12 protein-coding genes are annotated in these 14037 nt (G+C 53.8%); 11 read left to right on the top strand and 1 reads right to left on the bottom strand.

From position 1 onward, the window contains the following. Positions 1 to 7: 7 nt before the first annotated feature. From aspS to NLX71_RS11575, 3 genes are all read left to right on the top strand, one after another. Positions 8 to 1795, top strand: coding sequence for an aspartate--tRNA ligase (gene aspS / locus NLX71_RS11585; protein WP_254363801.1), 1788 nt, complete (start codon positions 8 to 10; stop codon positions 1793 to 1795). A gap of 32 nt (positions 1796 to 1827) precedes the next feature. After that, positions 1828 to 2580, top strand: a complete 753-nt coding sequence (locus NLX71_RS11580; protein ID WP_254363800.1) for a tRNA threonylcarbamoyladenosine dehydratase — start codon at positions 1828 to 1830, stop codon at positions 2578 to 2580. Between the two features lie 195 nt (positions 2581 to 2775). After that, positions 2776 to 4029 carry a replication-associated recombination protein A gene (locus NLX71_RS11575; protein ID WP_254363799.1) on the top strand — a complete coding sequence of 418 codons (1254 nt, stop codon included), beginning with the start codon at positions 2776 to 2778 and terminating at the stop codon, positions 4027 to 4029. A 181-nt stretch (positions 4030 to 4210) separates the two neighbouring features. Here the strand turns inward: NLX71_RS11575 and mnmA are convergent, their stop codons facing one another. Further along, positions 4211 to 5302 (bottom strand): tRNA 2-thiouridine(34) synthase MnmA, encoded by a 1092-nt coding sequence (mnmA, locus tag NLX71_RS11570; RefSeq protein WP_375377914.1) that lies wholly within the window; start codon positions 5300 to 5302, stop codon positions 4211 to 4213. Positions 5303 to 5475: 173 nt separating this feature from the next. Here mnmA and cymR point away from each other — a divergent pair, with 173 nt between their 5' ends. The 8 genes from cymR to alaS all read left to right on the top strand — a co-directional run bounded on the left by cymR (position 5476) and on the right by alaS (position 13995). After that, on the top strand, positions 5476 to 5898 hold the full coding sequence (gene cymR / locus NLX71_RS11565; RefSeq protein ID WP_254363797.1) for a cysteine metabolism transcriptional regulator CymR: 423 nt from the start codon (positions 5476 to 5478) through the stop codon (positions 5896 to 5898). Between the two features lie 42 nt (positions 5899 to 5940). Next, entirely contained in the window at positions 5941 to 7092 is a 1152-nt protein-coding gene (locus NLX71_RS11560) for a cysteine desulfurase family protein (RefSeq protein ID WP_254363796.1), read from the top strand. A gap of 35 nt (positions 7093 to 7127) precedes the next feature. Further along, complete coding sequence (locus tag NLX71_RS11555) at positions 7128 to 7649, top strand: PRC-barrel domain-containing protein (protein WP_254363795.1); 522 nt, start codon at positions 7128 to 7130, stop codon at positions 7647 to 7649. 10 nt (positions 7650 to 7659) lie between these two features. Then, positions 7660 to 7857, top strand: coding sequence for a hypothetical protein (locus tag NLX71_RS11550; RefSeq protein WP_010497085.1), 198 nt, complete (start codon positions 7660 to 7662; stop codon positions 7855 to 7857). A 198-nt stretch (positions 7858 to 8055) separates the two neighbouring features. Next, positions 8056 to 9126 carry an AI-2E family transporter gene (locus NLX71_RS11545; protein ID WP_254363794.1) on the top strand — a complete coding sequence of 357 codons (1071 nt, stop codon included), beginning with the start codon at positions 8056 to 8058 and terminating at the stop codon, positions 9124 to 9126. A 264-nt stretch (positions 9127 to 9390) separates the two neighbouring features. Continuing rightward, positions 9391 to 10671 (top strand): ArsB/NhaD family transporter, encoded by a 1281-nt coding sequence (locus NLX71_RS11540; RefSeq protein ID WP_254363793.1) that lies wholly within the window; start codon positions 9391 to 9393, stop codon positions 10669 to 10671. Positions 10672 to 10702: 31 nt separating this feature from the next. Continuing rightward, positions 10703 to 10987: a hypothetical protein gene (locus tag NLX71_RS11535; protein ID WP_254363792.1), complete on the top strand. Its 285-nt coding sequence runs from the start codon at positions 10703 to 10705 to the stop codon at positions 10985 to 10987. 386 nt (positions 10988 to 11373) lie between these two features. Continuing rightward, positions 11374 to 13995, top strand: a complete 2622-nt coding sequence (gene alaS / locus NLX71_RS11530; protein WP_254363791.1) for an alanine--tRNA ligase — start codon at positions 11374 to 11376, stop codon at positions 13993 to 13995. The last annotated feature ends 42 nt before the right edge of the window (positions 13996 to 14037 follow it).

Genomic DNA, 14037 nt, shown 5'->3' with positions numbered 1-14037 from the left:
AAACACCATGACGACGATGTTAAAAACGCAGCATTGCGGTACTTTGAGCAAAGCAAATGTAGGAGAGACGGTTACGCTGAACGGTTGGGTGCAGCGCCGCCGCGACTTGGGCGGGGTATTGTTCATCGATCTGCGCGACCGGAGCGGGATCGTGCAAATCGTATTTAATCCGGCTTTTTCCGGCGAAGCGCTTGCGGTAGCCGACCGGGCGCGTAACGAATACGTGCTCGCGGTACGCGGCGAAGTTGTTGAGCGGGATGCGGAGACTGTCAACCCGAACCTTCCGACTGGGGAGATCGAAGTTCGCATCAAGGAGATCGAAATCTTGAATGCCGCGAAAAATCCGCCGTTCTTCATCGAAGACGGGATCGAGATCGACGAATCGCTTCGTCTCAAGCACCGCTATCTCGACCTGCGCCGTCCGGAAATGCAGCGTACGTTGATGCTGCGGGCCAAAGCCGCCAAAATATTCCGCGATTATTTGGACGAGAACGGTTTTATCGAGGTGGAAACGCCGATTTTGATCAACAGTACGCCGGAAGGCGCACGCGATTACTTGGTGCCAAGCCGTGTCCATCCGGGCGAGTTTTTCGCGCTGCCGCAGTCGCCGCAAATTTTCAAGCAGCTGCTGATGGTAAGCGGCATGGAGCGCTATTACCAAATCGCCCGCTGCTTCCGCGACGAAGATTTGCGCGCCGACCGCCAACCGGAATTTACACAGGTGGACATCGAGACGTCGTTCCTGTCGCAGGATCAACTGCTCGGCATGATGGAGAACCTCGTCGTACGCTTGTTTAAAGAAACGGCCAGCGCCGACATCGAAACGCCTTTCCAACGCATCACCTACGCGGATGCGATGGGCAAATACGGCTCCGACAAGCCGGATCTTCGTTTTGGTCTGGAGCTGCAGGACGTGTCAGACATTGTCGCCGAATCGGGCGTCCAAGTATTTGCGAACGTCATTAAAAAGGGCGGCCAGGTGAAGGCGCTCAATGCCAAAGGCTGCGCCGCCTGGAGCCGCAAGGAAATCGACGATCTCGGCGTATTCGCCGCACGCTACGGGGCCAAAGGGCTTGCGTGGATGACGTATAAAGACGGCGAGCTGAAAGGGCCGATCGTGAAATTTTTCAACGAGCAGGAGCTGGAGCAGCTCAAGCAGCGTCTGCAAGCCGAAGAAGGCGACCTGCTGCTGTTCTCCGCCGATACGAAGAAGGTCGTTGCCGACGTGCTCGGCAACCTTCGATTGAAAATCGGCCGTCAGTTGGGCCTGATCGACGACAGCAAATTCAAGTTCGCGTGGGTAGTGGACTTCCCGCTGCTTAGCTATGACGAAGAAGCGAAGCGCTATGTGGCGGAGCATCATCCGTTTACCCGCCCGAAGGAAGAAGACATGCATTACTTCGACACCGACCCGGGCCAAATCCGCGCGCAGGCCTACGACCTTGTGCTGAACGGCTATGAAGTCGGCGGCGGCTCCATGCGGATTTATCAGCGTGAAGTGCAAGAGAAAATGTTCGCTACGCTTGGTCTTTCCAAGGAAGAAGCGCAGGAGAAGTTCGGCTACCTGCTGGAGGCTTTCGAATACGGTACGCCGCCTCACGGGGGCATTGCTTTCGGTTTCGACCGGCTCGTGATGCTGATTACCGGCCGTACCAACCTGCGCGAAACGATTGCCTTCCCGAAAACGGCCAGCGCAACGGACCTGTTGACCGGAGCTCCGGGTCCTGTGGATGCCAAGCAGCTTGAGGATCTGTCCATTCGTTTGGCGCTCAAGCAGCCTTCCGCCAAAGCTTAACACCCGAATAAGAGGAGTGTGGACAGTAAGCCATGCTGCATCAATTTTCCCGTACGGAGCTGGCGATCGGCCCGGAAGGGCTTGAGGTAATGAAAAATAGTACGGTGGCGGTTCTTGGCATCGGCGGCGTCGGTTCGATCGCCGCCGAAGCGTTGGCCCGCACCGGCGTCGGTCGGATCATCATGATCGACAAGGATGTCGTCGATATTACGAATGTAAATCGGCAAATTCATGCTTTGGTGACGACGGTCGGCCAGCCGAAGGCGGAGCTGATGCGAGATCGTATCCTGCAAATCAACCCGGAATGCGATGCCGTCGCCTTACGCATGTTTTATACCGAAGAAACGTATGAGCAGTTGTTCCAATATCCGTTGGACTATGTATTGGACGCTTCGGATACGATCAGCTACAAAATTCATCTGATCAAGCAATGCCTGCAGCGCAAGATTTCGCTCATTTCCAGTATGGGCGCCGCGAATAAGATGGACCCGACCCGGTTTCAGGTGGCGGATATTTCCAAGACGAGCGTCGATCCGATGGCGCGGGTAATTCGTCACAAGCTGCGGAAGGAAGGCATTAAGAAGGGCGTCAAAGTCGTTTTTTCAACGGAGGAGCCGCTCAAGCCGCGGGTAGACGTCACGCAGCAGATCGTGCCGGAGAATGCGCCCGAGATTCGTAAAGCGCAGCAGCCGCCCGCTAGCAATGCGTTCGTTCCGCCGGTCGCCGGGCTGATCATGGTCAGCGTCGCTGTCCGCGACCTATTGGCTAAGGCCGGACTGAAGTAGCAGAATCAGCGATTCGGCATAAAAAGCATCCTTGTGAAGCGCAGCCCCGATCAAGCATCGGATGTCCGGCTTTGTAAATTGTCCAAAGTGCTTTTATAATAAAAAGCATGGGTCACACGTTCGCAGCACATATGCGGCGTCAAGGGCCTATGCTTTTTTTTGCGAATACACAGGGATTGGCGGTTGGAGAAAACCATGGACTTATTCGATTTTAACCGGACGAACGAATATAAGCCGCTGGCGGAAAGAATGCGCCCGCAAAATCTGGAGCAATTTTTCGGACAGAAGCATTTGCTCGGCGAAGGCAAGGTGCTGCGCCGGCTCATCGAAACGGACAAGATCGGCTCCATGATTTTGCAAGGCCCGCCTTCCAGCGGCAAAACGACGCTTGCCACGATTATCAGCGGAATGACGAGCTCGCATTTTGAGAAATTGAACGGCGTCTCGCTTTCAGTCTCGGATCTGCGGGAAGTCGCCCGAAAAGCGAAAGACAATCTGAAGCTGTACAATCAGCGGACGATTCTGTTCTTGGATGAAATCCACGCGCTCAAAAGCAATGTGCAGGAGTCGCTGCTGCCAATCGTCGAAGACGGAACCATTATCTTGATCGGCGCGACGACGGAAAGCATCGCACACGATATTATACCTCCTCTTGTCAGCCGCTGCCGTGTGTACCGGCTTGAAGCGCTGCAAAAGGACGATCTGGAGCAAATTTTGCGTCAGGCATTGGCAGACTCCGAGAGAGGGCTGAGCGGGGAGTATCGGATTACACAGGAAGCAATGGATTATTTATGCGATGTCTGCAATGGTGATGTAAGAAATGCCTTGATCGCCTTGGAAACGGCCGCCTATTCGCTGCATGATTCACAAACGATCGAGCTGCAGACGATTCAGGAATCGTTCGAGTCCCGGATCAATGCGATAACCCATACCGATTTTTACGACATGACATCCGCCTTTTGCAAGTCGCTCCGCGGCGGCCAGACGGATGCGGCCATTTATTGGCTGGCGCGCATGCTGTATTCGGGTGTGGACCCGCTATACATCTGCCGCAGAATCGTCGTTCATGCGACGGAAGATGTGGGCATGGCCAATCCGACCGCGCTGCAAATCGCATTGGCGGCCAAAGATGCCGTCGAGTTTGTCGGTATGCCGGAAGCACGAATGGCTATCGCCGAAGCCGTCGTGTTCATTTGCGAGAGTCCGAAAAGCAATGCGGTCTATAAAGCAATCAACGGAGCGCTCGACTACGTCAAGCAGACGAAAGCTTACGAGGTCCCCGCAGATGTCCGCGACGGTACAAGAACTTATTCGAACCCTATCGATCATCCGAACGCCCGGAACGAATACCTTCCTCCGGAAGTGAAAGGCAAGCGATTTTATCAGCCGCAAAATAGCGGAGTGGAAGCAAAAATTTTCGCGAAATATAACAAGCCTGCGACGGAGTGAAGCCGCAGGGTTATATGGTATAGGTCAGGATGGAACATTTCCGGGGAAATAAGTCCGTTTAGGCCTGGAATAGTCGTGGCTATCCAATTTTGGAAGTCCGATTAAATTGAAGTTACTGATTTTTAAAAGGGAGCCCCGGTTTACACCGGAAAGCTCCCCTTTGTTACACATATATGCAGACTTACTGCAACACTTTGTCGATGACCGCGCCGCCGAGACAGACCTCCCCGTCGTAGAAGACGACGGATTGTCCGGGCGTCACCGCCTTTTGCGGCTGGTCGTACACGATTTCGCAGCGGCCGCCTTCGCCGAAATGGACCGTCACGCCTTGGTCGGGTTGACGGTAACGGAACTTCGCCGTGCAGTGCAGCGGCTCTTTCGGCGGTTCGCCGGCCATCCAGTTCAAATCGGTCGCCAGCAGTCCGGTCGAGTAGAGCGCCGGATGCTTCTCGCCCTGAACGACATACAATATATTGTTTTCCAAATCTTTGCCGGCGACGAACCAAGGCTCTCCGCTGCCGGAGCCGCCAATGCCGAGGCCTTGGCGCTGACCGAGCGTATAGTACATAAGGCCGTCGTGCCGTCCTTTTACTTCGCCCTCCAGTGTCCGCATCTCTCCCGGCTTCGCGGGCAGATAGCCGCTTAAGAACTCCTTGAAGTTCCGCTCGCCGATAAAGCAGACGCCGGTGCTGTCTTTTTTCTTCGCGGTCGCCAGTCCCGCTTTTTCAGCAATAGCCCGGACTTCCGGCTTCGGAAGATGGCCGATCGGGAACATCGCTTTGGACAGCTGGTATTGGTTCAGCGCGTGCAGAAAATATGTCTGGTCCTTGTTGCTATCGACCCCGCGCAGCAGACGGTATTTGCCGTCCCGCTCCTCGACGCGGGCGTAGTGGCCGGTGGCGATGTAGTCGGCGCCGAGTTCGAGCGCTTTGTTCAAAAACTCCCCGAACTTGATCTCCCGGTTGCACATCACGTCGGGATTCGGCGTCCGCCCTTTGCGATACTCGTCAAGGAAGTAGGCGAACACCTTATCCATGTATGGTTTCTCAAAATTTACCGTATAATAGGGAATGCCGATTTGGTCGCAGACGCGGCGCACGTCTTCGGCGTCCTCTTCCGCCGTACAGCGCCCGAATTCGTCGGTATCGTCCCAGTTCTTCATGAACACGCCGATGACCTCGTAACCTTGTTCCTTCAGAACAAGCGCGGATACGGAAGAATCGACGCCGCCCGACATCCCGAGAACGACTCGCGGTTTTGTTGTCATGATCATTACCTCGCTTCTATACCTGTACATCGTTCGTACATTAAAAGTATTATACATTCAAATGAAGAAAGAATAAAATTTTTCATGAATATGCCACGGTTTTTCTCCCAAAATACAAGGTTTTATGTTACCATAGAAACGATATAAAAATGTATGAAATGTAAACGAGGTGCTACAAGTTGAAGATTTCCACCAAAGGCCGCTACGGACTCACGATCATGATGGAGCTCGCGACGAAGTTCGGAGAAGGCCCCACCTCACTGAAAAGCATCGCAGAAAAACATCAGCTTTCCGAGCATTATTTGGAGCAATTGGTTGCTCCGCTGCGTAATGCAGGTCTCGTTAAAAGCATCCGCGGCGCATACGGCGGATATATTTTGTCCAAATCGCCCGAAGACATTACCTCCGGTGATGTGATTCGGGTGCTGGAAGGTCCGATCAGCCCGGTGGACTTCACGGAAGAAGACGATCCGGCTAAACGCCAGCTCTGGATTCGGATCCGTGACGGAATTGCGCAGGTGCTTGATTCGACGACGCTGCACGATTTGATTTCTTATAAAGACGAAGGAAGTCAGAATGACAGCTACATGTTTTACATTTAGACCGCTTTTGAAATAATCCTCCTAACAGATGTGGTGAAAGCTTTGGAGCTCATTTATTTAGATCACGCCGCCACAACGCCCGTACTTCCCGAAGTCGTGGAAACGATGCTTCCTTATTGGACCGGGGCGTACGGGAACCCCTCAAGTACGCATCAAGCCGGTCGGGAAGCCAGAATGGCGCTTAGCGCCGCCCGGGACCGGATCTCCGCTTTTGTCGGCTGCGCGCCGTCCGAACTCGTTTTCACAGGGAGCGGAACGGAAAGCGACAACATGGCGCTATTCGGTGCGGCTGAGGCGTACCGGGAACGCGGCCGGCATATCATAACGACACAGATCGAACATCATGCCGTTCTTCATGCTTGTGAACGATTGGAACAGCTTGGATACGAAGTGACTTATGTGCCTGTGGACCGATTCGGTCAAGTTTCGCCGAACGATGTGGAAGCGGCCATTCGGCCGGATACGATCCTGATCAGCGTCATGTACGGCAACAACGAAGTCGGTACGCTCCAGCCGGTCGAAGCGATCGGACGATTTGCCAGGGAGCGCGGCATTTGTTTTCATGTCGACGCCGTTCAAGCGTTGGCTCACGTGCCTATCAATCTTCGTGAGCTGTCGGTAGATTTGATGAGTTTTTCCGCGCATAAACTGAACGGTCCCAAGGGGGTCGGCGCGTTATATATAGCCAAAAACACTCGCGTCATACCGCTGCTCTACGGCGGCGCTCAAGAACGGAAACGCCGTCCGGCGACGGAAAATACGGCCGGCATCGCAGGCTTTGCAAAAGCCGTAGAAATTTTTGACCGAAATAGGTATGAAGTGCAACAAAAGATGGAAAAACTACGTCAAGAAATGGTCACCGAATTGGAACGGCGTCTGGCCCCCGGTCAATTTGTCGTCAACGGTCATCCCACAGAGAAGCTTCCGCACATTTTAAATGTCAGCTTCCCCGGCATTTCCACCGAGACGATGCTGATGAATTTGGATCTTGCGGGAGTGATGGCTTCAAGCGGCTCGGCTTGTACATCCGGCTCCTTGGAAATCTCTCATGTGCTTAAGGCGATGAGGTTGCCGGATGAGGTGACGCAATCGGCCATCCGATTCAGCTTCGGACCGGGCAACGACTCCGGGCAAATGGCTGCTGCCGCCACGGCCGTTGAAACCATTATCAGCCGCTTACGTACTAAAGGATAGGCAAATTTCGATTTGCCGGCTGGGAGAGAAGCTCGTTGAAAAAAGCGCGCGATGTTATCGGATTGCCGGTCATTTGCGTAGAGACAGGGAAACAAGTGGGCAGCGCCAAAGACCTGCTGCTGAACGAAGGCTGGGAGGTCGAGTCGGTGCTGCTCGAAGCGGGGCATTGGTTTTCAGAAGCCACGTGTATTGAGCAAAAAGACGTGATAGCGATGGGCGACGACGCTGTTACGATTGCCGCAGAACAAGCCGTCCGCCCGCTGAATCCAAGCTCCGCTTGCAGGGCGCTGCTGTTTGGCGAACGCAAGCTGAAGGGACTCCCGGTCATTACCGTCAACGGGCAGCAGCTCGGGGTGATCGAGGATGTTTATTTGGATGCGGATGAGGGCATAAAGGTAATAGGTTATGAATTGACCGAAGGTTTCATCTCGGATCTAACGGAAGGGCGCAGATGGCTTCCGATGCCGGATGTGGTCAAGGTCGGCGACGACGCCTTAATTGTTCCCGTTCACGCCAGCGAAGCGCTTCAAGAAATCTTCGGACCAAAAGAAGAATAGGGTGATACCGATGTTACGTTGTCCAAATTGCAATTCCAAGGATATTGGAAAGATCGGCTCCCATCAGTTTTACTGTTGGGGCTGTTTTATCGAACTGACTGTGAACGGGGAAAAAATGTCCGTATTCCAAGTGGAGGAAGACGGCACGCTTAGCTCGCTCGACGATTTGTTTTTTGAAGAGGAAATGCCCGAGCTTCATGCCAACTGACGGGATGCTCCAGAGATTCGACAGGGGAGTTCCGGTTCGAGCACGATTGTATAGTCAAACCGCTTTTCCGGACGCCTTGAACAGGCGTCTCGGGGCAAGCGGTTTTTTTGTTCGCTGGGTTAAGAGCCCGGACTTGTACATATACTGTAAAAGGCAAGCTCTTCGTCAGAAGTCAGATCGAGGTAAAAGGGGGGCGCTATGGACCGGTTCCCGAAACAACGGCTGCTCGTCGGCATGATTTATACGCTGCTCGGTTTGATCATTTTGTACATGCTGCTGCAGCTCCGTCCGATGATTGCGGGTTTGTTTGATTTTTTGAAAAAAATTTTGACGCCGTTCGTGATCGCGCTGATCGTTTCTTACGTGCTGAATCCGGTGGTGACACTGCTCGGCGCCCGCAAAGTGCCGCGAACGATGGCCGTGCTGCTCATTTATGCGGTTTTCGTTACTTCGGCCACCGTCGTGTTGATGAACCTCATTCCGATGTTCGTGCGGCAGCTCGCAGAATTGAACGATAAGATGCCGGATGTCGCTTTTAAGGCGCAAAGCGTTGTAAACGGCTTAAACGGACTCAACTTTCTCCCGGACAGCGTACGGATGGGCATACAGCAGTCGCTTTCGAAGCTGGAGAACGGAATCTCGCTTGCGATTGCGGAATACATTAACGGGATCGGCAGCACCATCAATACGGTCTTCCTTCTCTTCATCATTCCGTTTGTCGCCTTCTATATCCTGAAAGATTTTCAACTGATTGAAAAATCGACGCTGGCCATCGTGCCGAAAACGCACCGAAAAGAAATCGTGTCCATGCTGATGGATATCGATATGGCGCTCGGCAACTATATCCGCGGCCAGTTTACCGTATGTATGATCGTCGGGCTGCTCGCCTACATCGGATATTGGTTGATCGGCATGCCGTATGCGCTGCTGCTGGCCAGCGTCGTTGCGGTGTTCAACATTATCCCTTACCTCGGTCCGTTTCTCGGGGCGGCGCCGGCGCTGATCGTGGCGTCCACGATTTCCTGGAAGATGGTGCTGTTTGTCGGACTCATCAATACGGCGTGTCAAATACTGGAAGGGAACGTAATCTCGCCTCAAGTAGTCGGCCGTTCGCTTAATATGCATCCGCTTGTGATCATTTTCGCGCTGCTTGTGGGCGGGGAGATTGCCGGGATCACGGGACTCATACTGGCGGTTCCGTTTTTTGCGGTCATGAAAGTAATTCTGCAGCATGTGTTTATGTATTACATTCACCGGAAGACGACATGATTATATTTTAGAAAAAAATTTTTATTGGGCGAAACCAAGCGACTACCTTGTGCGTATATATAAGTTGGCAGCGGTAGGGGAACGTGTCTTCGATATCCCGCCGTTGACCGGATGCCTGCTGGTTGCACAAGACAAGTACATAATCGCGTTGATTTTCGGAGGAGCCTGTCACCAAGGGCTTCTTTTTGCTTTTTTTAGGGTTATACGGAAGAGCGATGTGAGCCGGCGGCACCAAAAAAATTGCATCGGAGAAAGGAATTCATTATGGATCAACAAGCACTTATCGCTATCGGATTGTTTGCGGTAGCCTACGGTTTTATCGTTTCGGAAAAAATTCACCGGACGATCGTTGCCATGATCGGCGGCATTTTGATGGTCGTTCTGGGTATCGTCAGTCAGGAAACGGCAATCCATCATATCGACTTCAACACGCTTGGCCTGCTGGTGGGTATGATGATTATCGTTGGTATTACCGCGGAAACGGGACTATTCAAATATATTGCAGTCTGGTCGGCCAAAAAGGCGGGCGGTCACCCGGTCCGGATCATGGTCGTGCTTTCGCTGGTAACGGCGATCGGCTCGGCGTTTCTGGATAACGTGACGACCGTGCTGCTGATGGTGCCGGTAACCTTTAGTATTACACGGCAGCTGCAAGTGAATCCGGTTCCTTTTCTGATGTCGCAAATTCTCGCCTGCAATATCGGCGGCACGGCGACGCTGATCGGCGATCCGCCGAACATCATGATCGGCAGCGCGGTGAAAGAACTGACTTTCATGGCCTTCATCAGCAATTTGGCGCCGATTGCGGCGATTATCCTCGCGATCACCGTACCTTTCTTCGTGCTGTTTTACCGCAAACAGATTCGAACGACGGAAGAACTGCGGCTGGGACTGATGAAAATGAACGAAAAAGCGGAAATCCGCGATCCGGTGCTATTGAAAAAATGTCTTGTGGTGCTTGGATTAACCCTGATCGGCTTCTTCGTTCACCAGTCCGTCCATTTGGAGTCGGCAACCGTGGCCCTTGCAGGCGCATTCCTGCTGCTGCTGTTGACCGGCGAGCACTTTCTGGAAGAGGCGTTTCAGCGGGTCGAGTGGACGACGATCTTCTTCTTCGTCGGATTGTTCGTGCTTGTCTCGGGCTTGATTGAAACCGGCGTGATCGCCGCGTTGGCGAACTACGCGGTCGGGGTAACGGGTGGCGATGTGACGAAATCGGCGATTCTGATCCTCTGGCTCAGCGGAATCGCTTCGGCGTTTTTGGATAATATCCCGTTTGTGGCGACGATGATTCCGATGATTCAGGAAATGGGTACGATGGGGGTCAGCAACCTGGAGCCGCTTTGGTGGAGTCTTGCGCTCGGGGCTTGTCTCGGAGGTAACGGCACGCTGATCGGCGCGAGCGCGAATCTAATCGTAGCCGGTATGGCGGCAAGGGAAGGGCATCCGATTTCGTTCATGAAATTTTTCGTGATCGCCTTTCCGCTTATGCTGCTCTCGATAGCTGTTGCAAATATATATGTGTATGTGAGATATTTGATGTAACAGCAGTTGGTTAATCGAAGGAGGCTTCACCATGCTATACTACGAGTACGACCGTGAGCTTCTGACCATTGAAGAGCAATCGAACGGACAAGATGTTGAGTTCCGGATGAAGCTCCATCGCCCCGATGCCGGTGTCGAGAAGGCAGTGAAGCGGATTCGCGATTATTTCGACGATAATGACGTGATCACGGACGTCTTATTTTACGCCCATGAAGACGGCGAGTATCAATGGATTGTCCGCCACGATTTCTACGAGGATTTCGTCATCAGCTTGTTCAGGCATCGGCTTGTCCAGCGCATGGCTTGGGAGCAGTAGACGTTTGTTGACAAGTCTGCTGCACGAAAGCTATAATTTTGATAAATAGTGCTTATTTACAGGTACATTAAAGCGTTGATGAAATTTAAGTACGTCATAGTCCATTAGCCAGAGAGAAGGTTTTGGAGGCGTCACGTGGCAAGCTTGCTTGCAGTCTCGCAGCTCCAGCTGGGAAAACCTTTCTAATGAAGGATGACCGAACGCTCATTTCGGAGCGCGGATTCAAAAAGTTCGCCGGGCGGGCCCGTTATCGTCCGGACAGAGGAGATTGTGAAGGCGTATCTATGCAGCCGCACAATAACCAGGGTGGTACCGCGAGCAAATCGTCCCTGTTTCAGGGGCGTTTTTTTGTATTAAAATGAAGTGTCGGGAGGAAAATGAACCCAATGAAAGCAAGTGAAATTCGCGCAAAATGGTTGAAATTTTTTGAGAGCAAGGGGCACACGATCGAACCCAGCGCGCCGCTTGTGCCACACAACGATCCGTCGCTGCTGTGGATCAACGCAGGCATGGCGCCGCTGAAGCCGTATTTCGACGGCCGCGTCGTCCCGGAAAATCCGCGGATCGCGAACTCGCAGAAGTGCATCCGTACGAACGATATTGAGAACGTCGGCAAAACGCGCCGTCACCATACGTTCTTTGAAATGCTCGGCAATTTCTCCATTGGCGAATATTTCAAAGAAGAAGCGATTACGTGGGCCTGGGAATTTCTGACAAGCCCTGAGTGGATCGGCTTCGATCCGAACCGGTTGTCCGTCACCGTATATCCCGAGGATACCGAAGCGTTCGAAATGTGGAATAAAAAGATCGGCCTGCCGGAAGAGCGCATCTACAAGCTGGAGGAAAATTTCTGGGACATCGGCGAAGGTCCTTGTGGCCCGTGTACGGAAATTTTCTACGACCGCGGCGACAAGTACGGCGATCTTAGTGATCCCGAGTGCTGGCCGGGCGGGGAGAACGAGCGGTTCCTTGAAGTATGGAACCTTGTTTTCTCCCAGTTTAACCATAACAAGGACGGCAGCTATACGCCGCTCCCGAACAAAAACATCGATACCGGCGCTGGCTTGGAGCGCTTCGCTTCTATTCTGCAGGATGTCGATTCGAACTTCGACACCGATCTGTTCCAGCCGATCATTCAAAAGACGGCCCAGCTTGCCGGCGTGACTTACAAGCAAAACGAAGAGCACGACGTGGCGCTGAAAGTAATCGCCGACCACATCCGTACCGTTGCTTTCTCCGTTGGCGACGGCGTGCTTCCGTCCAATGAGGGCCGCGGCTACGTCATCCGCCGTTTGCTCCGCCGCGCGGTGCGGTACGGCAAGGTGCTCGGCATGGATAAGCCGTTCCTGTATACGCTGACCCCGATTGTCGGCGACGTGATGGGTATCTATTACCCGGAAGTGGTCGAAAAACGCGAATTCATCGAGAAGGTCATCCGCATCGAGGAGGAACGTTTCCATGAGACGCTGTCCGACGGCCTTGCAATTTTGGCCGAAATGGTCGACAAAGCCCGCAACGAAGGCAGCAGGGTCATCAGCGGCCCGGATGCGTTCAAGCTGTACGATACGTATGGCTTCCCGTTCGATCTGACCGAGGATTTTGCTGCCGAGAAAGGGATGACGGTCGACCGCGCAGGCTTCGATCAAGCGATGCAGGAGCAGCGCGATCGTGCCCGCGAGGCCCGCAAAGAGACCGACAGCATGAAGGTGCAGGGCGGCCCGCTGGCGGATTTCACGGTTAAAAGCGAGTTTGTTGGATATACTGATTTGGTAACTGCTGCTAAAGTGATCGCGGTCGTGCATGAGAACCAGTTCGTTGATTTGGTCGGAACGGGCGAGACGTGCCAGGTGATTTTGGACCAAACTCCGTTCTACGCCGAAAGCGGCGGTCAGGTCAGCGATCACGGATATATTACCGCAGGCGATACGGTGCTCAAGGTTGAGGACGTGGGCAAGGCGCCGCACGGCCAGCACGTGCATACTGTTATCGTGGAAGCGGGCGTGCTGCGCAAGGGCGACACTGTTCAGGCAACGGTAACGCAGGATATGCGCGAAGATATCATTAAAAATCATACGGCTACCCACCTGCTGCACAAAGCGCTCAAGGAAGTGCTCGGTGAGCACGTGAACCAAGCCGGATCGCTGGTTGCGCCCGAGCGCCTGCGCTTCGACTTCTCGCACTTCGGCAGCATTTCCGCGGAAGAGCTGCAGGAGATCGAGCAGCGGGTGAACGCCCAAATTTGGAAGAGCATCGAAGTCGAGATTTCGCTTAAACCGATTGCCGAAGCCAAGACCATGGGGGCTATGGCGCTCTTCGGCGAAAAATACGGCGATATCGTCCGCGTCGTGCAGGTCGGCGGCTACAGCCTGGAGCTGTGCGGCGGCTGTCATGTGCGGAATACGAGCCAGATCGGCTTGTTCAAAATCGTCAGCGAGTCGGGGATCGGCTCCGGCGTGCGCCGGATCGAAGCGACGACGGGACGGAACGGCTATCAATATTTGGATGGGCAGTTGCAGCTGCTGCGCGACGCCGCAAGCCTGCTGAAATCGAATATCGGCGACGTGCCGAAACGGATCGACGGCTTGTTTGCACAGCTTAAGGAAGTATCGCGCGAGAACGAATCGCTCAAAGCGAAGCTCGGCGGCATTGAAGCAGGCTCGCTCACCGATCAGGCGAAAACGGTGGACGGCGTAACGGTGCTTGCCGCTCAGGTGAGCGCAGGCGATATGGAGTCGCTCCGCAATATCGTCGATCAGATGAAAACGAAGCTTGGCTCGGCCGTGATCGTACTAGGATCCGCTGCAGAGGACAAGGTCAATCTGGTTGCGGCCGTTACGCCGGATCTGGTGTCGAAGGGCTACCACGCCGGCAAGCTGATTAAGGAAGTCGCTGCTCGCTGCGGCGGCAGCGGCGGCGGCCGTCCGGACATGGCGCAGGCCGGCGGCAAGGACGCTTCCAAGCTGCAGGAAGCGCTGCAAAGCGTGGAGCAGCTCGTCGCGGCAAAATAATAATTTCGCCGTCAACAGGAATTTTCAGGATCGTGGCGAATA

Source organism: Paenibacillus sp. MZ04-78.2 (assembly GCF_024213375.1).
In the GTDB taxonomy this organism is placed as follows: Bacteria; Bacillota; Bacilli; order Paenibacillales; family NBRC-103111; genus Paenibacillus_G.
The sequence above is the reverse complement of the archived record's forward strand: the minus strand, read 5'-3'. Positions and strand labels throughout refer to the sequence as shown.

Excerpts from the sequence above, each read along its gene's own strand:
- aspS (WP_254363801.1), top strand. The coding sequence starts at position 8 with ATGACGACGATGTTAAAAACGCAGCATTGCGGTACTTTGAGCAAAGCA.
- NLX71_RS11580 (WP_254363800.1), top strand. The coding sequence starts at position 1,828 with ATGCTGCATCAATTTTCCCGTACGGAGCTGGCGATCGGCCCGGAAGGG.
- NLX71_RS11575 (WP_254363799.1), top strand. The coding sequence starts at position 2,776 with ATGGACTTATTCGATTTTAACCGGACGAACGAATATAAGCCGCTGGCG.
- mnmA (WP_375377914.1), bottom strand. The coding sequence starts at position 5,302 with ATGATCATGACAACAAAACCGCGAGTCGTTCTCGGGATGTCGGGCGGC.
- NLX71_RS11550 (WP_010497085.1), top strand. The coding sequence starts at position 7,660 with ATGTTACGTTGTCCAAATTGCAATTCCAAGGATATTGGAAAGATCGGC.
- NLX71_RS11545 (WP_254363794.1), top strand. The coding sequence starts at position 8,056 with ATGGACCGGTTCCCGAAACAACGGCTGCTCGTCGGCATGATTTATACG.
- NLX71_RS11540 (WP_254363793.1), top strand. The coding sequence starts at position 9,391 with ATGGATCAACAAGCACTTATCGCTATCGGATTGTTTGCGGTAGCCTAC.
- NLX71_RS11535 (WP_254363792.1), top strand. The coding sequence starts at position 10,703 with ATGCTATACTACGAGTACGACCGTGAGCTTCTGACCATTGAAGAGCAA.
- alaS (WP_254363791.1), top strand. The coding sequence starts at position 11,374 with ATGAAAGCAAGTGAAATTCGCGCAAAATGGTTGAAATTTTTTGAGAGC.